The following is a 21,447-nucleotide window of genomic DNA, read 5'->3' as shown; positions in this document are numbered from 1 at the left end:
GACCTCTTGCGGAAACTGTTTCCCACTCTGAAGCGAAATTCCGGGACATACTTTCTGCTACAGGCTCAAAAGGAAAGTGCATCCCATTCCGAGCCTCGATTCTGGGATGCAGTTTCCGCTTGAAGGCTGTTCCGGAAAGCGCATCCCACTCCGGGGCCGGATTCTGAGACGCAGTTTCCGCTCCAAACAAAAGGCCCCGGCTCGCGATGGAGCTGGGGCCAAAGGCGCAGCGTATGTAGTTGATGCTCAGCGCGAACAGCTCATCAGCAATGCCGTCCGCGCTCTACCCTACCCGCGGTGACGGGCGCGGCTGTACGGCGTATCCACCAAGGGCAGATCGGGACGCAGCTTGCCGTCAAATGCACGATATGCGTTCTGCACGGCGGGCGCCGTGGGGATCGTTGCGATCTCGCCGATGCCCTTGCCGCCATATGCCACAGGCAGTAGCTCGTCCTTCTCCACGTAGATGGCGTGGATATCCGGAATCTCGGGCGCACGGAACAACCCGAGCGTACCGTACCTTGCCTGAGGTACGCAGTCCTTGAGCGGCCAGTCCTCGGTAAGCGCATAGCCCATACCCATGAGCACGCCGCCTTCGATCTGACCCTGGATGGAGATGGGGTTGACCACCTTGCCGGAATCGTGCGCGGCATAGACCTCGCTCACGCGGCCGTCGTCGTCCAAAATGACCACATGCGTGGCAAAGCCGTAGCAGATGTGGCTCTTGGGATTGGGAACGTCGGCACCCAGTTTGTCGGTCGGCTCCAGGTACACGTAGCCAAACTCGCATCCCTCGAGCGCCTTAATGGCGGCGGCGGGGTCCTGAGGATGCATGCCCTGGCCGGCGACGAGCTCCTGCGTGCGCAGCTGATAGGCGCGACCGTCGTCGTACTCGATCTTGACGCCGTCGCCATGCGCACTCACGGGAGCATCGGGCGCAGACTTGCCGGCCTCGATGCCAACCATGGCGTCGCGCAGCAGGAAAGCGGCACCGCGCACGGCCTCGCCGGTCACGACCGTCTGACGCGAGCCAGACGTGGTGCCGGAGTCGGGAGCGTTCTCGGTGGAGCACTCGCCGTTGGCAATGCAGCTCAGCGGCAGACCGCACGCCTCGGCAACGTCCTGCAAAAAGACGGTGTTGCAGCCCTGGCCGATGTCGGACGTGGCGGCGTAGACCACAGCCACGCCGTCCTCGACGCGAATCTTGCAGCGGCCGGCATCGGGCAGGCCCACGCCCACGCCGGCGTTCTTCATGGCGCAGGCGATACCGGCGTGTCCGGGATGCGCGTAGTAGGCATCCTTGACCTCGAGCAGCGTCTCCTTAAGCGCCGTGGAGCAATCGGCAATCTGGCCGTTGGGCAAAACCTCGCCCGGCTCGATGGCGTTTCGGTAGCGAATCTCCCACGGATCCAGGCCGACCTTCTCGGCCAGCAGGTCGATCAGGCTCTCGAGTGCAAACTCGGACTGGCACACGCCAAAGCCGCGGTACGCGCCGGCGGGCGGGTTGTTGGTGTAGTAGCCAAAGCCGCGAATGTCGGTGTTCTGGTACTTGTAGGGGCCCACGGCATGCGTGCATGCGCGCTCGAGCACCGGGCCGCACAGCGACGCGTAGGCGCCGGTATCAAAGTTGATCTCGCAGTCCAGGCCGGTAAAGTTGCCCTCTGCGTCGCAACCCAGCGTAAAGGTGCCGTCCATGGCATGACGCTTGGGATGGAACGCGAGCGACTCGGCACGCGTGAGCTTGCACTTCACAGGACGCTGGAACTTATATGCGGCGAGCGCGGCCAGGTGCTGGATGGACACGTCCTCCTTGCCGCCAAAGCCGCCACCCACGAGCATGGTCTCGACGACCACGCGCTCGGGCTCGTTGTCCCAGCCAAACATATGGGCGCACTCTTTGCGCGTATCGTAAGCGCCCTGGTCGGTCGACTGCACCTTGACGCCGTTCTTGTACGGGAAGGCCACGGCGCACTCGGGCTCCAAGAAGGCATGCTCGGTAAAGGGCGTGGTAAAGCGCTGCGTCACGGTAAACGCGCTCTCGGCCAGCGCCTTGGCGGCGTCGCCGCGCGTCACATGGCGGCTCTGGCACACGTTGTCCTTGAGCTCCACCGTGTTGCCAAAGGCAAAGAAGCTGTCGTGCAGGCGCGGGGCGTCGGCAGCCCTGGCCTCGACAATGTTGCGCACGGGCTCCAGCGGCTCGTAATCGATCTTTACGAGCTTCTTGGCCTTCTCGAGCGTCGCCTCGTCCTCGGCAACTACCAGCACGATGGCATCGCCCACGCAGCGGGTGATATCGCCCGCCGCGATCATGACATCCCAGTCCTGGATAAGGTGGCCGACCTGGTTGACCGGCACGTCCTCGGCGCGCAGGATCCCCACCACGCCGGGCAGGGCCTCGGCCTTGGAGGTATCGATGGAGAGCACGCGGGCGCGCGGATACTTGGAGCGCACGGCGCTGGCATAGGTCAGGCCCGGCTGATCGAGCTCGTCGATGTCGTCGGGATACTTGCCCTCGCCGAGCACCTTCTTGCGCACGTCGATACGGAAGGCGCGCTTGCCCACGCCGTAGTCGTCGCCGCGCTCCAGGCCCTCGTCAATCTGCTTTTCGCCGCGGAGCACCGCAGCAGCCAGCGAAATGCCCTCGATAATCTTTTTGTAGCCGGTGCAGCGGCAGACGTTGCCGCGGATGGCGTACTTGATCTGCTCCTCGGTGGGCTCGGGGTCCTCGGCGATGAGCGCTGCACCCGCCATGACCATGCCGGGGATGCAAAAACCGCACTGCACGGCGCCCACGGCACCAAAGGCGTACACAAAGGCCTCGCGCACGTCCTGAGGCAGGCCCTCGACGGTCACGATGTTGCGACCGGCGGCAAGAGCAGTGGTCAGTACGCACGCCTTGACGGCCGCGCCGTCCACATGGATGGTGCAGGTGCCGCAGGCGCCCTCGGAGCAGCCGTCCTTGGCGGAATGGATGTGCAGGTCGTCGCGCAGGTAGCGCAGCAGCGGCTTGTTCTGAGTCGTTGTGCGCTCCACGCCGTTAACGGTAAAAGTGAATTCCTGTGCCATGGTGATTCCCTTCTACACGCCGGCGGCGATGCCGGTGCGGTCGTGAATGGCGCCATGCGGGCAGACGACGGCGCACATGCCGCACGACAGGCAGTCCGTACCATCGATATGGGCGCAGTTGTCCTCGATGCGGATAGCGCCGGCGGGGCACTTTTTGGCGCACATGCCGCAACCGATGCAGCTCGTGTCGCAAATCTTGCGGGCGATGGCGCCCTTATCGGTGTTGTTGCAGCGCACCAGGATGTTCTGGTAGCCGGGAACGAAGGCAATCACGCGCTGCGGGCACGCCATGCCGCACAGGCCACAGCCCGTGCACTTGGAGCGATCCACGCGGGCGATGCCATCGACCAGCGCAATGGCGCCGTGGGGGCAGGCCGTGACGCAGGCGCCACAGCCAATGCAGCCTTCGCTGCAGCGGGCGTTGCCGCCTGCGGAGGCACAACCGCTTCCGCAGGCAACGTAGGCCACGTTATGTTGAATGGATTTGGCCATAAGAGACTCGCCTATTTCTTAAGAAGATACGGATAGCTGTCGCGCACAGCCCTGATGGTCAGGCGGACGGCCTCGGGAAGGCCGGTGTTGACGGCATCGACCGAGACGGTGCGGACCGTGCCGGCGACGCGGACCTTAAAGTGGTCCTCGTCCACGGCCAGGAAGCCCTCGTTCTCGGAGTTCTCCATGTCCTCCTCGCTCCAGAACAGGGTGAGCTTGTCCTTGTAGGGGCGACCCTCCTGGTAGGGGCAGAACACGGCGCAGTTGCCGCACTCGTTGCACATGCCGTCGACATGTACCACCTGATGCTTGTCCAGGCCCGGCACCTTAATGGCAACGTTGGCGCGGTTGGGGCACACGTCGCAACAGACCTCGCACACCGAGCCGCAGCCCAGGCAGCGGGTCTTGGTGCAGTTGCGCTTGTCGCGGCACAGCGACCCCTTGCGCTCGTAGCAGGTGTCCTCGCGACCGGCCTGAGCATTCTGGTCGGCGTACTTGTTAAAGTCCACACCGGCGATGGCACGGGCGACCTCGGCGGCATCGGCGATAGCCTCGACCACGGTGGCAGGACCGCGGCGACAGTCGCCCGCAGCCCAGACGCCCTCGACGCCGGTGGAGGTGGCGGCAAGGCGGCCGCGACGGTCGTGCTCGACGCCCGCGGCATCGTACAGGCTGGCGTCGATGCTCTCGCCCACGGCGCAGATCGCCGTGGTGGCGGGAAGCTCGACGGTCTCGCCCGTGGCGACAGGACTGCGACGGCCGCTTGCATCCGGCTCGCCAAGCTCCATAACATCGCAGGTCAGCACGGCGCCGTTGAGTGCCTTGGGCGCCAGCAGCTCGCAAAACTCAACGCCGTCGGCAAGAGCAAGATCGAGCTCTTCCTCGTCGGCGGGCATCTGCTTCTTGGTGCGGCGATACACCAGGCGCACGTTCTTCACACCAGCCAGGCGCTTGGCCACGCGGGCGGCGTCCATGGCGGTGTTGCCAGCGCCAATGACCACGACGTCCTCGCCCAGCTCGAGCTTCTCGCCCTTCTTGGCGGCCTCGAGGAACTCCAGCACGTCGAGCTCGGCACCCTCGCCCAAGCCCGCAGAGCCGGGCATCCAGGCACCGGTGGCCACGACCACGTCGGTAAAGCCCTGGGCCTTGAGCTCGTCAATGGACTCCACGCGGGCGTTAAGCTGCACCTTGGCGCCAAAGGCCAGGCAGAGCTCGGCATCGTGGGAGATATCGTCGCTCGAGATGCGGAACTCGGGGATCACGTGACGGACCACGCCGCCGAGCGAGTCGCGGGCCTCAAAGATGGTGACAGGCACGCCGGCACGCGTCAGGAAGAACGCCGTTGCCAGACCGGCCGGGCCGCCGCCGATAACGGCAACGTTGCGCTCGCCGTCGTTGGCGGTCGCTTGGGCGCGCAGCTTGGGCAGCACGGCAGTCATGGCCTCGCGGGCGGCCTTGAGCTTGCTGGCGCGAATCTGGGCGCCTTCGGGCTCGTAAAATGCACGCTCGCAGGCACGGCCGCAGGGATGCGGGCAGATGGTGCCGGTAATGAACGGCAGGGCGTTACGCTCGATGATGATGTTGAGTGCATCCTCGTAGCGGCCCTCGTCAACAGCCGCCAGGTAGGCGGGAATATCCTGCTGGATGGGGCAGCTCGTGCGGCACGGCGTGGTAAAGCAGTCGGAAAGCGGGCTCTTGCCGGCGACCTTGCGGTCGGGCAGCGGGCGCAGCGGCTTCTTGTAGAGCGGGTTGGTGAGCGAGTTGGTCTGAATCGCGGTCACGGCCTCGAGCGAAATACCCTCGAACGGCTTGCCGTCCAGGTCGGTGAACTCGCCGGCCATCTGGCTAAAGCGCTCGTAGCCGCCGGGCTTGAGCACGTCGGTCGCCAGGGTAACGGGCCAAATGCCGGCATCGTACAGGGCGCGGATGTTGTAGACCGTGGCACCGCCGGAGTAGCTGATGCGCAGCTTGCCATCGAACTGCTCGGTAATGCGACGGGCGGCCTCGATGGTCAGCGAGAACAGCGAACGGCCCGACATGTACATCTCGGTGGAGGGCAGCTCGTTCCTCGTCACGTCGACGGGGAACGTGTTGGTCAGCTTGACGCCAAACTCCAGGCCGCGCTCGGCGCACAGGGCAATCAGGCGCTCGAACATGGGCACGGCGGCGGTCCACTGCAGGTCCTCGCGGAAGTGCGTATCGTCGAAGACGATGTAGTCAAAGCCCAGCTCGTTCAGACGCTGACGGGCAAACTCATAGCCCAGCAGCGTGGGGTTGCACTTGATGTAGGTGTTGAGGCCCTTCTCGGTGATCAGATAGGTCGCGATGCGCTCGATCTCCGCCGGCGGGCAGCCATGCAGCGTGGACTCGGTGATGGAGTTGGAGACGCGCGCCGGGATGGACTCGACAAACGCGGCATCGACATGCTCAAACTTGTCCAGGTTAGCGAGCGCCCACGTGCGGCACTCGTTCCAAACCTCGGAGCCGCTGGCATCCTTCATGCCCTCGATGTAGGCGTCGACCTTGGGGCTCTTGATGCCCTCCAGGTCATAACCCACGGACATGTTGAAGACAAAGCCGTCCGGGCTGCCCAGGCCGTACTCGCGAGCGATCAGGTGGCAGGCAAACCATGCCTTCACGTACTCGGCAAAGGCCTGCGGAACCTCGAGCTCGGTCGACCACTCGCAGTTGTAGCACTCGTCCTGCGCCACAATGCAGGGTTTGTTCACACACTTGGAGAGCTCCTCGCCGTCCATAACCTGGACGGTCTTGAGCTCAAAGAAGCGGGAACCGGCAACGTAGGAGGCCACGATGTTCTGGGCAAGCTGCGTATTGGGACCGGCGGCCGGGCCAAACGGGGTCTCGATGCGCTCGTCAAAAATGGGAAGCGCGCCCTCCTGGTTGGTCGTGACCATCTTGCGCACGCCAAAGATGGCGTCCTGGGTCTTGTGCTCCTCGATGATCCAGTTCATCAGCTGCGAAAACGGGATCGGCCTCATAATGTCGCTCATAATGAGCTCCTCTCTGTAACGCCCGGCGAGACCGCGCGACGGGCGCAAATACGGTGTAGCGCTAGCACAGCGCCGGCGACCCCGCGGAGGCCGCCTATGCGCGCGCCGGATGCGGCGAAACATCCGACGCGCGCGAATCTCCAGTTGGATTAGTACACGCGATCGTTGAGCGTGCTCCAGAGCTTCTTGGACTCGGCCATGGTCCACGCGTTGATCTTGTCCTCATCGATACCGACAAACTCGCGATCCTTGTACAGGACACGACCGTTGATGATGGTGGTGCGGCAGTTTTTGCCCATCATGCCAAAGAGCATGTGGCCGTCGATGTTCTCCTCGCTCAGCGGCGTAAAGGGCTTGTAGTCCATAACGATGACGTCGGCGGCGGCGCCGGCCTCGAGCACGCCGAGTTTGCGATCGAAGTACTTGCTCGCCATCTTGGCGTTGTTCTCGAACAGCATCGTCATGGCCTCGCACCAGCCCACGTTGGGCATGGCGGCGTTGTGGCGCTGAATGATCAGGAAGACCTTGAGGCTCTCGAGCATATCGTGGGTGTAGGCGTCGGTGCCCATGCACACGGGGATACCGCGGCGGAAGAACTCGAGCACGGGGGCGCAGCCCACGGCGTTGCCCATATTGGATTCGGGGTTGTTGACGAGCCAGGTGCCGGACTCCTTGACGATATCCATCTCGGCAGGCGTCACGTGGATGCAGTGGCCGAGCATGGTGTCGGGACCCAGCAGGTTGTGCTGCAGTAGGCGCTCGACGGGGCTGATGCCGCCGCGGTTGAGGCGGGAGTCCCACACGTCGTTCATGCCCTCGCACACATGGATGTGGAAGCCGGTCAGGCCGTTGTTGGCCTCGGCCATCTTGTCCATGGTCTCGTCCGACAGCGTAAAGGTGGCGTGACCGCCAAACATGGCGGCGATCATGTGGTTATCGTTATCGCGACGCTCCTTGGCGGCCCACTGGGCAAACTCGGCGTTCTCGGCAATGGCCTGGTCGCATTTTTCCTGGCCGCGACGATCGGAGACCTCGTAGCACAGGCACGAACGCATGCCCAGCTCCTGCGCGGCATCCTTAATGGTAAAGAGGCTTCCCGGGATCTCGCAGAAGCTCGCATGGTGATCGAAGATCGTGGTGACGCCATCGCGGATGGAGTCAAGAATCGTGGCATAGGCGCTGGCCTTGGTGCCGTCGAGCGTCAGGTTGTCGTCGATCTTCCACCACTGCTGCTCAAGATTCTCCAGGAAGTTGGTGGGGTTGCAGCCCTTGATGGCAAGGCCGCGGGCCAGACCCGAGTAGATGTGGGTGTGGCAGTTGATGAGTCCGGGCATGATGAGGTTGCCCTGGGCGTCGACGTACTCGGCATCCGGGTACTTGGCCTTGAGCTCGCACTCGGGGCCCACTTCGACGATCGTATCTCCGTCAATGGCGACCGCACCGTTTGGAATGAACGGGGTCTGAGCGTTGCGGGTAAAGACGGAACCGTTAGCGACCAGAAGCATGGATGCTCCCTTCAACATCAGAGGCGGGGTTTGACACCTCTGACATGGCGGAGTGCGAAGCGCCGGCCTACACCGGAAACGGGCCCTCTCCCGTCAACGCTTCACCAAAGGGACAAACCCTTTGAAGTGCGGCTTGGCGCCGCATGACGTCGGCGGACGAGGCGATACGTCCGCCGACAAATAGCACCGAATTGGTTACTTCTTGCTCTCGGGCAAGACCAGATCCACGGCAGCGTCCTTGGCAGCATCGATGTGCTGAGCCACGACCGGCGTCTGCGGAAGGATCAGGTTAAGGACAATGGCCATGATGGCGGTGGGGGTTACAGCATTGGAGCCGATGACGGTGGGCACCCAGGTGGGCATACCCTCACCGGCAAGGCAACCGCTGGCCATCCAGATACCCAGGCCAAAGACGACGGAGGTACCAACGATGGTGGTAGTGCGCTGCGTGAGGCCCTCGCGGGTGAACATGCGCACGCCGTTCATGGTGATGGTGCCAAAGACGCCGACGGTCGCGCCGCCGATGACGGGCTGCGGGATAGCGGAAAGAACGGCAGAGAGCTGCGGGAACAGACCGGCGATGGCAAAGACGGCCGCGATGATCACAAAGACCCACTTGTTGACGACCTTGTTGGAGCAGATGATGCCCACGTTCTGGCCAAGGGCGCTGGTGGGAAGACCGCCCAGCAGGCCGCCGACCATAGAGGTGAGGCCCTGGGACACGATAGCGCCGGAGAGCTCGCGCTCGGTGGGCATACGGTCGATAGAGCCCAGGCAGGCGGCGGAGACGTCACCGATAACCTGGATGGCAACCATGGGGAACACGACGGCGAGGGTAATGCAGACCTCGGGATCAAACTCGAGCGCGTAGGGCATGAGCTTGGGAAGGGCGAAGACCTGAGCGGTAGCAACGCTGGAGAAGTCGATCATGCCAAAGGGGATGGAGACAATCATGCCAACGATCATGCCAAAGAACACGGATCCCAGCTTGAGCGTGCCCTTGCCAAAGTTGGCGAGCGCAAAGACCACGGCGAAGGTGATAAGAGCGACACACCAGGCCTGCGGGGTGCCCCACAGCGGCGTGCCCATGCCGCCAGCCATATACTTGACGGCCGTGGGATACAGCGAAACGCCGATGGAGAAGATAACCGTACCGGTCACGACGGGCGGGAACAGCCACTTAATCTTGCTGTAGGCCAAACCAAAGAGGACCGCGACGGCACCGCCGACAATCTCGCCGCCCAGCAGCGCACCAAAGCTAAAGCCCGAGGCGCCCATGGCCTGCAGGGCCGGCAGGAACGCGAACGAAACGCCCATGACGATGGGCAGGCCGCCGCCGATGCGACGGAAGGGAGCGAAGGCCTGAAGGGCCGTGTCGATTGCCGAAAGAATAAGCGCAACCTGAATGATGTCGGTGCTCTGCTGGCTATTAAAGCCGTAGACGCCGGCCATGATGACCGCCGGGGTAATAATGCCGGCAAACGATGCCAGTACGTGCTGAAGGGCACACGGGATCATTTCCTTAACGGGCGGCATGCCTTCGCGAGTGAACAGGGCTTCAGTGCCGTTCGTAACCGTCTCCTGGGCCATTTGACCACCAATCCTCGAAGTAGTTGTTTTCGCATCTAACGCTCTATTGTGACGCAGTGCGGGGGTGAGGTTGTGCCTTCGTTGCATATCGTATTAAAGATGATTCTCATTCTCAATAATAATTTTTTGTTATCAGACTATTCTTGAGCTGAGGCAATGCATTTCCGCAGGTCAAGAAAGTGTCTGGTCAAAATAACATCTAACTTTTATTTTGGTCGACCGTTTACCGCCAAATTCCTACCGCTCGTCCGTATTACGCAATGTACCTGCGAATATGCGAGTCAATAGACACCGTGTTACCATGAGAAAAAATTGTTATGAACATTTCCGATTTCACCCAAAGGAGTTGCCCGTGAACGAGACCGTACGTCGCTTTTTGCCGATGGTCGATTTCCTGGAGCAGATACTCGGCAAAAACAGCGAAATCGTGCTGCACGATTTCTCGGATCCCGACCACGCCATCGTCGATATTCGCAACGGCATCGTGAGCGGCCGTAAGGTCGGCGGTCCCGCCACCGATCTGGCACTCAAGATCATGCACGACGCCAAGTATCGCGACCTGCCGTTTATTACGGGCTACGAGGGGCGCGGTGCCGGCGGCAAGACGCTGGAGTCAGCGACGTACTTTATCCGCGAGGATAACGAGATCGTCGGTATGCTCTGCGTCAACACCGACCTTTCCACGGTACGCTCCATCAACGCCATGGCCCAGCAGCTCATGGCCTGCTTTGACGCTGTGCCAAGGCAGGCGGAGCCCGCGTCTATCGAGGTCGAAAGTCTTTCGGAGTCTACACAGGAGCTCATCGACCGCAGTATTTCCGAGTTGCTCGAAAGCCGCGGGCAGGATGTCGCCTCGCTTGGGCAGGCCGATCGCGTGGACGTTATTCGCCACCTTAACGGCAACGGCGTATTTATGCTCAAGGGCGCTGTTGCCTGCGCCGCCGCCGCGCTGGGCATCTCGGAGCCCAGCGTCTACCGCTACCTGCAAAAAGTCCGCAAGGAAGGCTAGCGAGCAAAAAGACTGCCCTTGGTAACTCCACAGGCGATCCGTCACTTGACAAAAGACCCTGCAGCTCGAACTGCAGGGTCTTTTTGCATGTCATGTTTAGTTGTTGCCAACGCCTTAGAGAGCGGCGACGACCTCGATCTCGACCAGACCGCCAGCCGGAAGAGCGGCAACCTGGAAAGCGCTGCGCGCGGGGAACGGAGCCTCGAACTTGGAGGCGTAGATCTCGTTCACGGCAGCGAAGTCGGCGATATCGGCCAGGTAGACCGTGGTCTTGACGACATCGGCAAAAGTGGCGCCGGCAGCGGTCAGCAGGGCCTCGACGTTAGCAAGGGACTGCTTAGCCTGGGCCTCGACGCCCTCGGGCATCTTGCCGGTTGCGGGGTCGATGCCCAGCTGGCCGGACAGGAACACCATGTTGCCGGTCTGGATGCCGGGGGAATACGGGCCGATGGCTGCGGGTGCGTTATCGGAAGACACGACGGTCTTGCTCATGTTTTTCTCCTTACAATCAGTTGAGAGAGCGTGAGCGCGGCGTTCACACCGGGAGGCACAGTTCGGTCTGAACGCCGCGCTTGATTGGGATAGTACTCAAGGTTCCCGCGCAGTGCAAGATTATTATCACATTGCGAGAATATTTTATCGCCCAACGGCGCGTACGGGCCGATGAGCGGCGTGACTGGCGACCCACCTGAAAACTTTGTCCTGCTTAGACTGCGGGCATCGTCCATCGCGACGGCACCACTATACTTTTGAGTATCTGAGCATTTTGAAAGGCAGGATATGACCGCAACCGCCAGTCGAACCACCAACCGCAGACCCGAGCTTTTAGCCCCCGCCGGAGGCCCGGAGCCCTTTGCCGCCGCGCTCGCTGCCGGGGCAGACGCCATCTACTGCGGCATGGGCAGCTTCAACGCCCGCCGCAAGGCCACCAACTTTACCGACGAGGCCTTTGAGCAAGCCTGCCGCGCCGCACATCTAGCCGGGTCGCGCGTCTACGTCACGGTCAACATCGTCATCAAGCAGTCTGAGATGGGCGATGCGTTGCAACTCATCCATTGCTGCTCCACGTTGGGCGCCGACGCCTTCATCATCCAGGACTGGGGCCTGTTCTTTGAGGTCAAGCGCACGATGCCCGGCATCGAGACGCATATCTCGACCCAGGCGAACATCCATGATGGCCGCGGAACCCTTTGGTGCCGCGAGCAGGGCGCCGACCGCGTGACCCTCTCGCGCGAGCTTTCCATCGACGAGATTGCCGCCATTCACGATGCCGCGCCCGATGTGGACCTCGAGGTCTTTAGCCACGGCGCCATCTGCTTTTGCTACTCGGGCCTGTGCCTGCTTTCGAGCTTTGCCATGGCGGGACGATCGGCCAACCGTGGCATGTGCGCCCAGCCCTGCCGCCTGCCCTACGAGCTGATCGACGAGAACGGTCGCGCGCTCTCCCCCGCCGGCCGCGAGCGCGCGCTATGCCCGCGTGACACCAACACCTCACAGCTTGTTCGCCGTCTGTATGACGCCGGTGCCGCATCGCTCAAGCTCGAGGGCCGCATGAAGGCGCCCGATTACGTGTACTCTATCGTCGATGTGTATCGTCATCAGATCGATGATATGCTGGCCGGGGTCGCCGTAGATAAGGACGAGGAAGCCGCCCGCCAGCGCCAGCTCAAGCGCTGCTTTAACCGTGACTTTACGCACGCCTACCAAGACGGTACCTCGGGTGACGAGATGATGAGTTACGAGCGCTCCAACAACCGCGGCCAGATTGTGGGCACGGTGCTGGGCAGCCGCCTGGCCAACCGCGACGTACGCGGGCTCAAACCCGACGACCGTCGTCGCCGCGCTGCCATCGCCCGCATTGAGCTGTTTGAACCCGTGGGCAAGGGCGACTTGCTGGAACTTCGCCACGACGACGAGTTTGACCAATTCCTGACCACCATCGCCGCCGATGATGCCGCCGCCGGTGACATCATCGAGTGCCGCGTGCCCCGCAGCATGCCCGAGGGCTGCCGCGTGCGCGTCATCCGCAGCCAGCGCGCCATCGACGCCGCCGGCGCCGCGCTCAAGCGCGACGTGCTGCGCCGCCGTGCCGTTGATGTAACCGTTGTGGCGCGTTTGGGCGAACCGTTTGTCGTCACGCTCACCTGCTGCGACGCCCCATCGCTTACGGCCACGGCCACGGGCTTTACCGTCGAGGCCGCCAAGACCCGCGCGGTCGAGGCGTCCGATCTGGTAGAGCATGTGGGCCGCATGGGCTCCTCGCCCTTTGAGGCCGCGAGCTTTGATGTGGCACTCGATGAGGGCTGCGGCATGAGCTTCTCCGCTGTGCACAAGGTGCGCACCGCCGCCTGCAAGGCGCTGGAGGAGGCCATTCTGGCACCGTATGACGAGCGTGCGAAGACGCTCGAGTTGCCGGTGATTGTAACCAGTGATTCCCGTCCCGCGCCCGAGCATTACCGCGATGAGCCGCAGGTCTGCGTCACCGTCACCTCTCTCGAGGCCGCCGAGGCAGCCCGCGCGGAGGGCGCAACGCGCATCTACATGACCACCGACGTACTCGACGCGGCCGGGCTCTCCCCCACCGATGCATTTGAGCAGGACATCGTACCCATACTCGACGAGGTCTGCCGCGCCGTCGACCACGCGCGCATTGACCCGTGGGTTGTTGCCGGCGCCACGGTCGCTATTGGCAACATCTCAGAGCTTGCCCTTGCCGCCCAGGTTGGTGCCACGGCGGAGGTCCGCTCTTGCCTGCCCGTGCACAATACGCCCTGCATGGAGGCGCTCGCCGAGCGCGGTGCCGGCGCGTTTTGGCTCTCGCCCGAGATCACGCTCGACGAGATTATCTCGCTTGGCACCTCCGCGCCCGCAGCCCTGGGCATCACCGTGTTCGGCCGCCCGCGCGTCATGACAAGCGAGCATTGCATTCTGCAGGTTGCCAACGGCTGCATCCACGATTGTGCCAACTGCCGCCTGCGTGCCCGCAAGCTCTCGCTCAAGAATATCGACGGAAAGGTCATGCCCGTCCGCACCGACATCCACGGCCGCTCTCGCCTGTACGATGCCTACCCCATCGACCTCACGCCGCAGGTTCCGCAGTTGCTCGATGCCGGCGTGCGTCGTCTCATGGTGGACGGAACGTTGCTCGAGACGGATGAGGTGGGCCGTGCCGTCGCCCGCGTCCGTCGTGCCGTCGAAGCAGCGCAGGCCGGCCGCAAGCCCGCTGCCCGCCTGCGCGGCGCCACCTCGGGCTGCATGTTTGTGGGAATTAGCTAACCGAAAGGCTTACACGTGAACGAAGAACCTCAAGTCCTCTACTGCGACGCCTGGCTCATGGCCATCGACAAGCCCGCCGGCATGATCGTCCACGGCGACGGCACCGGTGAGCGCACGCTTACCGACTACGCCAGCGACTTGCTGCTGGCGATGGGCGACGGCTTTGCCGCGACTGACATGCAGCCGCTCAACCGCCTAGACCGCGACACCACCGGCGTGGTGCTGTTCTCGCTCGACAAGCAGACGCAGCCCGCCTTTGACCAGATGGTCATCGACCACGCTTTCGAAAAGCATTACCTGGCGCTCGCCGAGGGCAAGATCGACTGGAACGAAAAGCTCATCGACAAGCCCATCGCCCGCGACCGTCACGACAGCCGCAAGATGCGCGTCGGCGCCAGCGGCAAGCCGTCTCAAACGCGCGTGAAGGTGCTCAAGCGCCTTAAGAGCCGTCGTGGCCTGCCCACGCGCTCGTATATCGATGTCGAGCTGCTCACCGGCCGCAAGCACCAAATCCGTGTGCATCTGGCGAGCGAGCGTCATCCCCTGGTGGGCGACGACCTGTACGGCACGCCGCGTCCCTGTGGATTGATGCTCCACGCCCACAGCGTATCCTTCACGCATCCCGTAACCGGCGAGCACATCCACATCGAAGCCCCCTGCCCCTGGGAGCCCTAAACCACCACAAAGGTTCACGTCCCTTTGTGGTTGTTTTGCCGCAATGGCTCAGCCGCGGTCCCAAAACGTCTCGATCTGTAACAGTTAGAACCCATTTTTCCGGTCTATCTGTTACAGATCGAGACATTCGAATCCCCCTCAAGGGAAAATCTCAATCTGTAACAGTAACTCGGCAAAATCCGTCCCAGCTGTTACAAATTGAGACAAAGAGACGGCGCGGTTCGGAAGTATCTCAATCTGTAACACCTAGCCTACTTTTAACGGTCCAGTTGTTACAGACTTAGACAAGCCGGCAGACAACGAAAGCGGCAACGCCCGTGATGGACGTTGCCGCTTTTCTATTGGAAAAACTACTCGGTTTTCGTTACTAACCACCACAATGGGGACAGGCACCTTTGCGGTGGTTTTGGCCTTAACCTGCCTCTGCTTGCTAGACCGTGATGACGTTGTCCATTGCCCGGTACTTGGCGGGGACCTCGCCTGCGGTAATAACCGTTGCGTCGCGGAAGTCCGCGAACTTGGCGGGCGCCACCATGCCAAATTTACTGGCGTCCGAGATTACGAAGCGTTTGGCTGTATGGCGCATCGAGATGCGCTTGACCTGTGCCTCCTCGATATCGGGCGTCGTAAAACCCTGCTCGGCGGCAATGCCGTTGGAACCCCAAAAGCCACAGTTGAAGTTGTAGCGGTCCAGGGTTGCCAAGGCATCGGGACCGACCAGCGCCTCGGTCTCGGGCTTGAGCTCGCCGCCCAGAACAACGGTGCGCATGCCGCGCACAGCGAGGTGCTGAGCGTGAAGCACGGAATCAGTCACATAGGTGACACCTTCAAGGTGTGGAAGATGCTCAATGAGCCTGAGCGTCGTCGAGCCCGAGTCGATGTATACAAAGCTCTCAGGCTCCACAAGCGCCGCCGCACGGGCGCAGATACGCTCCTTGTCATCGTTATGGAGGTCGCTGCGCTCATTAAGCGTTAGGTCGCGCGTCACGTGCGCGCGCTCAAGGCTCGTCGCCCCACCGTGCACCTTGGCGATACGGTGTGCGCGGTCGAGCGTCTGCAGATCGCGCCGAATGGTAGACGCCGTCACGCCCAGGGCCTCAGCAAGCTCCGGTACGGTAACCGAGCCCGTCTGCTGCACCATCGACACGATTGCGTTGAGCCTATCTTCCGCAAGCATCGCTTACTCCTCCTCGGGGTACACGACTCCCCAGTCGGCGCGAAGCTTGGTCATAAGCTCCATAACATCAGAAGCATAATCCAGAAGCTCGCGCTTGGAGTCGTCGCCGGCAACGGCCTTCTCAAGATCGGCCATCTCATAGCAAAGGGCGTAAGCCTCGGTGCCCGCGTGGACCTCCTCGCGGTGGCCGTCCGCAGTCCACACGATGGTCGCGTGATCGGCACGCGGATACTCGTTGACCTCGATATAGCACTTGTCAAAGCTGATGACCAAGCGCTTGGGCTGCTTGGAGTGAAGCGTAAGGCTCACAACACCCAGCTGTTGCTCAGCATTACGGCAGACGATGCCGCCCGCAACGTCGACACCGGTCTCACAGGTGTTGCCCAGCGAAACGACCTCAGCGGGCTGGCTTGCCAAAAAGAGGCGCATAACGGAAAGCGCATAGACGCCAATGTCGAGCATAGCACCGCCAGCGAGGTTGCGGTTATAGAAGCGGTTAGTCAGATCGCCGTACTCCTTGTAGCTGCCAAAGTTGAGTTGGGCGAGGTTCATGCGGCCAAACTCACCGGCATCCATGCGGCGGCGCAGCTCCTGATACAGGGGCATGTGGAGCACCGTAGTGGCGTCCATGAGGACGACGTTATGCTCGTCGGCGATGGCGCGGGCCTCGTCGAGCTCGGCAGAGTTGAGGGTAATGGCCTTCTCGCAGAGCACGTGCTTGCCAGCTGTCAGAGCGGCGCGCAGGTAGGTGATGTGAGTGTTGTGCGGCGTGGTGATATAGACTGCGTCAATGTTCGGATCGGAGTAGAGGTCCTCGACCGTGTCATAGACCTTCTCAACGCCATACTGCTTGGCAAAAGCCTGAGCCTTGGACAGCGTGCGGTTGGCAACGCCCGCGAGTTTGCGGCCGGCAAGGGCGAGAGACTGAGCCATCTGGTTGGCGATAACACCGCACCCGATCACAGCCCAACGAAGCTCGGGGGCCGTAAAGATATCATCGGGGAACGGCTTGCCCTGGACCGAAGCGAACGCTGCCTTTGCGGCTGCCGCAGCATCAAGCGGAGCCTGTTTGGAATCTGCCATATGTGCCTCCTGCGTCGTGAAAAGTCTTTCATTTCTGACAGCTCTATATTCGCACAAATGCGCGTATCTGTGCGCGTTTTTGCGTATCTCACCGTCAAACGATCATTATTGCCCCATAAACGGCGCATATATACGCATTGATACGCAATTAAACGCAGCAAAATGCGCACAAGCACGTATGCTATCAATTTGTAAAGCACGATGCACGATCGATATCGACTCTTTCGGCGGATAAATAATCTAGGTCGAGACACCCACCTAGATTATCCGCGGTACGCCTTATGCCGCATGCACTCATTTAAGTCTGTCCCCACTCATTTAAGTCTGTCCCCAATGAGTGGGGATAGAAAAAGGCCCGGACGCGCTTGGTGTCCGGGCCTTTGGTTGCAACCTTATGTTGCAGGCAGCTTAGAACTTGTGGCCGCACTTCTTGCAGACGCGCAGCTTGTTCTTGCCGTCCTTCTCGTGACCGACGCGGGTAACCTTACCGCACTCGGGGCAAACGAGATTGACGTTGGAGGCGTCGATGGGAGCCTCCTGCGAAACGATGCCGCCCTGCTGGTTGGCAGCGTTGGGCTTGACGGCCTTCTTGACGACCGAAACGCCCTCGACAACGACCTTGTTCTCGGCGGGGAGAGCACGCAGGACAACGCCCTGCTTGCCGCGATCCTTACCAGAGAGAACCTGGACCTTATCGCCCTTCTTGATATACATATATCTCCCCTAACTACAGGGTCTCGGGAGCGAGCGAGACGATCTTCATGTACTTCTTGTCACGAAGCTCGCGAGCGACGGGCCCGAAGATACGGGTGCCGACGGGCGAACCATCGTTGTTGATGACAACGCAGGCGTTCTCATCAAAGCGAATGTAGGAGCCATCCTTGCGGCGGATCTCCTTAACGGTGCGAACGACGACGCAACGGACAACGTCCTTCTTCTTGACGTTGGCGCCAGGGGTAGCCTCCTGGACAGCACCGATGAACACATCGCCGATGCCTGCATAACGACGCTTGGAACCGCCAAGCACCTTGATGCAGCGAATCTTGCGAGCGCCGGAGTTGTCGGCGACGTTCAGCATGGTTTGCATCTGAATCATGGTAGATGTTCCTCCGAACTAAGAACCGAAGAGAGGTGCGCAGCCTTTATGCGGCCCGTGGTATGCAAGCCAGGCATACGCACATCTTCGGAAATGTACAAGTCGTAAGAGCGACAGCTTATTTAGCGCGCTCGACGACCTCGATGAGGCGCCAACGCTTCATCTTGGACATAGGACGGGTCTCCATAACGCGGACGGTGTCGCCCACGCCAGCCGTGCACTCCTCGTCGTGAGCGTGCAGCTTCTTGGAGCTGGTCATCATCTTGCCGTACTTGGGGTGACGCTTACGCTCGGTGATGGTGACAACAATGGTCTTGGCACCGGAGACGGAGGTAACGACACCCGTACGGACCTTACGCGAGTTACGCGAATCAGTCATGTTCTCTCCTTAGGTCCTACTCGGCGACAGCGGACTTCTCCGCTGCGATCTCGCGGGCGCGCTGCTCCGTGAGGACGCGAGCGATGTCCTTCTTCACGGTGTTGACGCGAGCGGTGTTGTCCAGCTGGCTGGTAGCCATCTGGAAACGAAGGTTAAAGAGCTCGGCGCGCATTTCCTTCAGCTTCTCAACGAGCTGAGCGTCCGAGAGCTCACGAATCTCTGCGGGCTTCATTAGTTCTCCTCCTTGGCGGCGGCGGCGTCCTCAGCAGCCCACTTGGCCTCGAGAGCGGCCTCCTCAGCCATCTCCTTCTCGATGCGCTGCTCAGCGTTCTTGGCAGCAACAATCTTGGTCTTGATGGGAAGCTTGTGCTGTGCAAGACGCAGAGCCTCGCGAGCGACCTCCTCGGGCACGCCCTTGACCTCAAACATGATGCGGCCAGGTTTGACGACGGCCACCCACTCCTCGGGGTTACCCTTACCAGAACCCATGCGAGTCTCGGCAGGCTTCTTGGTGATGGGCTTATCGGGGAAGATCGTGATGTACACACGACCGCCACGCTTCATGTAGCGGGTCATGGCAATACGAGCGGCCTCGATCTGACGGTTGGTGATCCAATGGGCCTCGAGAGCCTGGATACCAAACTCGCCGAAATGCAGCTCGGTATTACCCTTGGCCTGGCCCTTCATGGAGCCACGCTGCACCTTGCGGTGAAGAATACGCTTAGGGGCAAGCACTACTGACCCCTCCTCTCGGAGTTACGACGACGAGGACGGGAAGAGCCCTCGAGTGCAGGGTTGGGAACAGGCTGGCCCGGGAGCTTCTCACCCAGGTAAATCCAGACCTTCACGCCGCAAGCGCCCATGGTGGTGCTGGCGACAGCCGTGCCGTAGTCGATCTTGGCGCGGAGGGTGTGCAGAGGCACGCGACCCTCACGGTACCACTCACGACGGCCCATCTCGGCACCGCCGAGACGACCGGAGCACTGGATACGGATGCCCTTGGCGCCGGCCTTGCGGGCGGACTGGACAGCCTTGCGCATAGCGCGACGGAAGGCAACGCGACCCTCGAGCTGCTCAGCGATGGACTGAGCAACGAGGTTGGCGTCGAGCTCGGGGCGCTTGATCTCGACAACGTCGACGGAGAGCTGGCCCTTGGAGACGCCAGCAACCTTCTCGAGCTCGGTGCGGAGGGTATCGATCTCGGCACCCTTCTTACCGATGACAACGCCGGGGCGAGCGGTGAGGATGATGACCTTCACCTTGTCGCCAGCGCGCTCGATCTCGACGCGGGAGACAGCTGCGCGGGAAAGACGCTTCTCGAGGTACTTGCGGATCTCGAGATCGTTACCGAGGGTCTTAGCGTAATCCTTCTCTGCGAACCAGCGGGAGCGCCAGTTCTCGGTGATGCCAAGACGGAAGCCGGTGGGGTAGACTTTCTGACCCATACAGCTTTACGCCTCCTTTCGAGGAGCAACGACGACGGTGATGTGGGAAGTACGCTTCAGAATGCGAGAAGCGGAACCCTTGGCGCGGGGACGGATGCGCTTAAGCGTCGGACCCTCGTCAACATAGGCAGCGGCGACAACCAGGTTGTCGGCACGCAGACCGTTGTTGTTCTCGGCGTTCGCAACGGCGGAACGGAGAACCTTCTCGACATCCACGGCGACGGCGCGGTCGCAGAAGTGGAGGATGTCGAAGGCCTGAGCGACAGGCTTGCGGCGGATCAGATCGACCACCAGGCGGGCCTTGCTGGGGGAAACACGCACGTACTTAGCGACGGCGCGAACCTCGGTGGCCTCAGTTTCAATAGACTTAGTTGCCATTTACGGTTAACCCCCTATTTGGCCTTGTGGCCACGGAACGTACGAGTCGGCGCGAACTCGCCGAGCTTGTGACCAACCATGGACTCGGTAACATACACGGGCACATGCTTGCGGCCGTCGTGGACGGCGATGGTGTGACCAACCATCTCGGGGAAGATGGTGGACGCGCGGGACCAGGTCTTCACGACGTCCTTCTTGCCAGCCTCGTTCATCGCGGTGATACGCGAGAGAAGGCGAGTCTCCACGAACGGGCCCTTTTTGAGACTTCTGCTCATAAGTGCTTTCTCCTAAAACTCGGTATCCGAAATTACTTCTTACGGCGACGAATGATGTGCTGGTTCGAGACCTTCTTCTTCTTGCGCGTACGAAGGCCCTTCGTCGGCTTACCCCAGGGGGTAACAGAGGGACGACCAGAGGTGTGGTTCTTGCCCTCGCCACCGCCGTGCGGGTGGTCGACAGGGTTCATGACGGTACCGCGGACGGTCGGGCGCACGTTCAAGTGACGCTTACGGCCGGCCTTGCCGATGACGATGTTGGCGTGATCGGCGTTGCCGACCTCACCGACGGTGGCGCGGCAGGTAACGAGGATGCGGCGCATCTCGGAGGAAGGCATACGGACGATAGCGTACTTGCCCTCCTTACCCATCAGCTGGCAGGAGTTACCGGCGGAACGGGCGATAGCAGCGCCCTTGCCCGGCTGGAACTCGACGGCGTGGATGAGCGTACCGACGGGGATGTCGGCGAGGGGCAGAGCGTTGCCCGGCTTGATGTCGGCGTCAGAACCGGACATGATGGTCTGACCGACCTCGAGGCCCTTGGGAGCCAGGATGTAACGCTTCTCACCGTCAGCGTAGTGCAGCAGAGCGATGCGAGCGGAACGGTTCGGATCGTACTCGATCGTGGCAACCTTGGCGGGCACGCCGTCCTTGTTGCGCTTGAAGTCGATCACGCGGTAACGACGCTTCACGCCGCCGCCCTGGTGGCGGGTGGTGATGCGGCCGTTGTTGTTACGACCGGCCTTCTTGGGCAGGGGCTCGAGAAGAGACTTCTCGGGCTTGGTGCAGGTGATCTCGGAGAAATCGGAGATCGTCTGCCAACGCCTACCAGCGGAGGTCGGCTTAAGGTGCTTTACAGCCATTACAATCCCTTTCAATAGGAATCCGTTAGCCATCGCAGACAGGGATTCGAGGTTCTGCCTCGGGTGCGATGACACCGGACGTATACACGGTTCCGGGCGTGTCCATTTTATACGCCCGAAACCTTGA

Annotated in this window: 19 protein-coding genes and 1 pseudogene; 3 read left to right on the top strand and 17 right to left on the bottom strand. The window is 61.7% G+C overall.

All coding sequences use genetic code 11. The annotated features are described in order from the left end of the window. Positions 1–288: 288 nt before the first annotated feature. The 5 genes from xdh to DW823_RS00345 form a co-directional block, all read right to left on the bottom strand. Entirely contained in the window at positions 289–3,066 is a 2,778-nt protein-coding gene (gene xdh, locus DW823_RS00365) for a selenium-dependent xanthine dehydrogenase (protein WP_118079396.1), read from the bottom strand. 12 nt (positions 3,067–3,078) lie between these two features. Then, positions 3,079–3,558, bottom strand: coding sequence for a 4Fe-4S binding protein (locus tag DW823_RS00360; protein ID WP_118079394.1), 480 nt, complete (start codon positions 3,556–3,558; stop codon positions 3,079–3,081). A gap of 11 nt (positions 3,559–3,569) precedes the next feature. Next, positions 3,570–6,569 (bottom strand): putative selenate reductase subunit YgfK, encoded by a 3,000-nt coding sequence (gene ygfK / locus DW823_RS00355; protein WP_118079392.1) that lies wholly within the window; start codon positions 6,567–6,569, stop codon positions 3,570–3,572. Positions 6,570–6,718: 149 nt separating this feature from the next. Then, positions 6,719–8,074, bottom strand: coding sequence for a putative aminohydrolase SsnA (gene ssnA, locus DW823_RS00350; RefSeq protein ID WP_040359022.1), 1,356 nt, complete (start codon positions 8,072–8,074; stop codon positions 6,719–6,721). A gap of 195 nt (positions 8,075–8,269) precedes the next feature. Then, entirely contained in the window at positions 8,270–9,664 is a 1,395-nt protein-coding gene (locus tag DW823_RS00345) for a uracil-xanthine permease family protein (RefSeq protein ID WP_118079390.1), read from the bottom strand. Between the two features lie 352 nt (positions 9,665–10,016). Here DW823_RS00345 and DW823_RS00340 point away from each other — a divergent pair, with 352 nt between their 5' ends. Further along, positions 10,017–10,673: a transcriptional regulator gene (locus tag DW823_RS00340; protein WP_233542940.1), complete on the top strand. Its 657-nt coding sequence runs from the start codon at positions 10,017–10,019 to the stop codon at positions 10,671–10,673. A gap of 114 nt (positions 10,674–10,787) precedes the next feature. Here the strand turns inward: DW823_RS00340 and DW823_RS00335 are convergent, their stop codons facing one another. Beyond that, positions 10,788–11,165: a RidA family protein gene (locus tag DW823_RS00335; protein WP_035137477.1), complete on the bottom strand. Its 378-nt coding sequence runs from the start codon at positions 11,163–11,165 to the stop codon at positions 10,788–10,790. A gap of 288 nt (positions 11,166–11,453) precedes the next feature. Between DW823_RS00335 and DW823_RS00330 the strand changes: the two genes are divergently transcribed. Next, positions 11,454–13,949, top strand: coding sequence for a U32 family peptidase (locus DW823_RS00330; protein WP_118079388.1), 2,496 nt, complete (start codon positions 11,454–11,456; stop codon positions 13,947–13,949). 15 nt (positions 13,950–13,964) lie between these two features. Beyond that, positions 13,965–14,624: an RluA family pseudouridine synthase gene (locus DW823_RS00325; protein ID WP_233509079.1), complete on the top strand. Its 660-nt coding sequence runs from the start codon at positions 13,965–13,967 to the stop codon at positions 14,622–14,624. A gap of 430 nt (positions 14,625–15,054) precedes the next feature. Here DW823_RS00325 and DW823_RS00320 read toward each other — a convergent pair whose 3' ends face one another. The 11 genes and pseudogenes from DW823_RS00320 to rplB form a co-directional block, all read right to left on the bottom strand. Continuing rightward, positions 15,055–15,801 carry a DeoR/GlpR family DNA-binding transcription regulator gene (locus DW823_RS00320; RefSeq protein ID WP_118079386.1) on the bottom strand — a complete coding sequence of 249 codons (747 nt, stop codon included), beginning with the start codon at positions 15,799–15,801 and terminating at the stop codon, positions 15,055–15,057. Between the two features lie 3 nt (positions 15,802–15,804). Next, positions 15,805–16,884, bottom strand: coding sequence for a Gfo/Idh/MocA family protein (locus DW823_RS00315; RefSeq protein WP_118079383.1), 1,080 nt, complete (start codon positions 16,882–16,884; stop codon positions 15,805–15,807). Between the two features lie 408 nt (positions 16,885–17,292). Further along, on the bottom strand, positions 17,293–17,598 hold the full coding sequence (gene rplX / locus DW823_RS00310; protein WP_006235043.1) for a 50S ribosomal protein L24: 306 nt from the start codon (positions 17,596–17,598) through the stop codon (positions 17,293–17,295). Positions 17,599–17,611: 13 nt separating this feature from the next. After that, positions 17,612–17,980 (bottom strand): 50S ribosomal protein L14, encoded by a 369-nt coding sequence (rplN, locus tag DW823_RS00305; RefSeq protein ID WP_006235041.1) that lies wholly within the window; start codon positions 17,978–17,980, stop codon positions 17,612–17,614. A gap of 118 nt (positions 17,981–18,098) precedes the next feature. Further along, on the bottom strand, positions 18,099–18,359 hold the full coding sequence (gene rpsQ, locus DW823_RS00300; protein ID WP_006235040.1) for a 30S ribosomal protein S17: 261 nt from the start codon (positions 18,357–18,359) through the stop codon (positions 18,099–18,101). Between the two features lie 16 nt (positions 18,360–18,375). Beyond that, positions 18,376–18,591, bottom strand: a complete 216-nt coding sequence (gene rpmC, locus DW823_RS00295; protein WP_006235039.1) for a 50S ribosomal protein L29 — start codon at positions 18,589–18,591, stop codon at positions 18,376–18,378. 107 nt (positions 18,592–18,698) lie between these two features. Beyond that, positions 18,699–19,094: pseudogene (rplP, locus tag DW823_RS00290) on the bottom strand (50S ribosomal protein L16); the annotation flags it as partial. After that, positions 19,094–19,804: a 30S ribosomal protein S3 gene (rpsC, locus tag DW823_RS00285; RefSeq protein WP_006235037.1), complete on the bottom strand. Its 711-nt coding sequence runs from the start codon at positions 19,802–19,804 to the stop codon at positions 19,094–19,096. The pseudogene rplP and the gene rpsC, both read right to left, overlap by 1 nt. 6 nt (positions 19,805–19,810) lie before the next feature. Further along, positions 19,811–20,182 carry a 50S ribosomal protein L22 gene (rplV, locus tag DW823_RS00280; protein WP_006235036.1) on the bottom strand — a complete coding sequence of 124 codons (372 nt, stop codon included), beginning with the start codon at positions 20,180–20,182 and terminating at the stop codon, positions 19,811–19,813. A gap of 14 nt (positions 20,183–20,196) precedes the next feature. After that, positions 20,197–20,457: a 30S ribosomal protein S19 gene (rpsS, locus tag DW823_RS00275; RefSeq protein ID WP_006235035.1), complete on the bottom strand. Its 261-nt coding sequence runs from the start codon at positions 20,455–20,457 to the stop codon at positions 20,197–20,199. A gap of 32 nt (positions 20,458–20,489) precedes the next feature. Beyond that, entirely contained in the window at positions 20,490–21,320 is an 831-nt protein-coding gene (gene rplB, locus DW823_RS00270; RefSeq protein ID WP_118079381.1) for a 50S ribosomal protein L2, read from the bottom strand. Positions 21,321–21,447 lie beyond the last annotated feature (127 nt).

Origin of the sequence: Collinsella sp. AM34-10 (assembly GCF_003469185.1) — a bacterium.
In the GTDB taxonomy this organism is placed as follows: Bacteria; Actinomycetota; Coriobacteriia; order Coriobacteriales; family Coriobacteriaceae; genus Collinsella.
This window is presented reverse-complemented; position numbering and strand designations above follow the sequence as displayed.

Coding starts and splice junctions, on each gene's coding strand:
- xdh (WP_118079396.1), bottom strand. CDS start 3,066: ATGGCACAGGAATTCACTTTTACCGTTAACGGCGTGGAGCGCACAACG.
- DW823_RS00360 (WP_118079394.1), bottom strand. CDS start 3,558: ATGGCCAAATCCATTCAACATAACGTGGCCTACGTTGCCTGCGGAAGC.
- ygfK (WP_118079392.1), bottom strand. CDS start 6,569: ATGAGCGACATTATGAGGCCGATCCCGTTTTCGCAGCTGATGAACTGG.
- ssnA (WP_040359022.1), bottom strand. CDS start 8,074: ATGCTTCTGGTCGCTAACGGTTCCGTCTTTACCCGCAACGCTCAGACC.
- DW823_RS00345 (WP_118079390.1), bottom strand. CDS start 9,664: ATGGCCCAGGAGACGGTTACGAACGGCACTGAAGCCCTGTTCACTCGC.
- DW823_RS00335 (WP_035137477.1), bottom strand. CDS start 11,165: ATGAGCAAGACCGTCGTGTCTTCCGATAACGCACCCGCAGCCATCGGC.
- DW823_RS00330 (WP_118079388.1), top strand. CDS start 11,454: ATGACCGCAACCGCCAGTCGAACCACCAACCGCAGACCCGAGCTTTTA.
- DW823_RS00320 (WP_118079386.1), bottom strand. CDS start 15,801: ATGCTTGCGGAAGATAGGCTCAACGCAATCGTGTCGATGGTGCAGCAG.
- DW823_RS00315 (WP_118079383.1), bottom strand. CDS start 16,884: ATGGCAGATTCCAAACAGGCTCCGCTTGATGCTGCGGCAGCCGCAAAG.
- rplX (WP_006235043.1), bottom strand. CDS start 17,598: ATGTATATCAAGAAGGGCGATAAGGTCCAGGTTCTCTCTGGTAAGGAT.
- rplN (WP_006235041.1), bottom strand. CDS start 17,980: ATGATTCAGATGCAAACCATGCTGAACGTCGCCGACAACTCCGGCGCT.
- rpsQ (WP_006235040.1), bottom strand. CDS start 18,359: ATGACTGATTCGCGTAACTCGCGTAAGGTCCGTACGGGTGTCGTTACC.
- rpmC (WP_006235039.1), bottom strand. CDS start 18,591: ATGAAGCCCGCAGAGATTCGTGAGCTCTCGGACGCTCAGCTCGTTGAG.
- rpsC (WP_006235037.1), bottom strand. CDS start 19,804: ATGGGTCAGAAAGTCTACCCCACCGGCTTCCGTCTTGGCATCACCGAG.
- rplV (WP_006235036.1), bottom strand. CDS start 20,182: ATGGCAACTAAGTCTATTGAAACTGAGGCCACCGAGGTTCGCGCCGTC.
- rpsS (WP_006235035.1), bottom strand. CDS start 20,457: ATGAGCAGAAGTCTCAAAAAGGGCCCGTTCGTGGAGACTCGCCTTCTC.
- rplB (WP_118079381.1), bottom strand. CDS start 21,320: ATGGCTGTAAAGCACCTTAAGCCGACCTCCGCTGGTAGGCGTTGGCAG.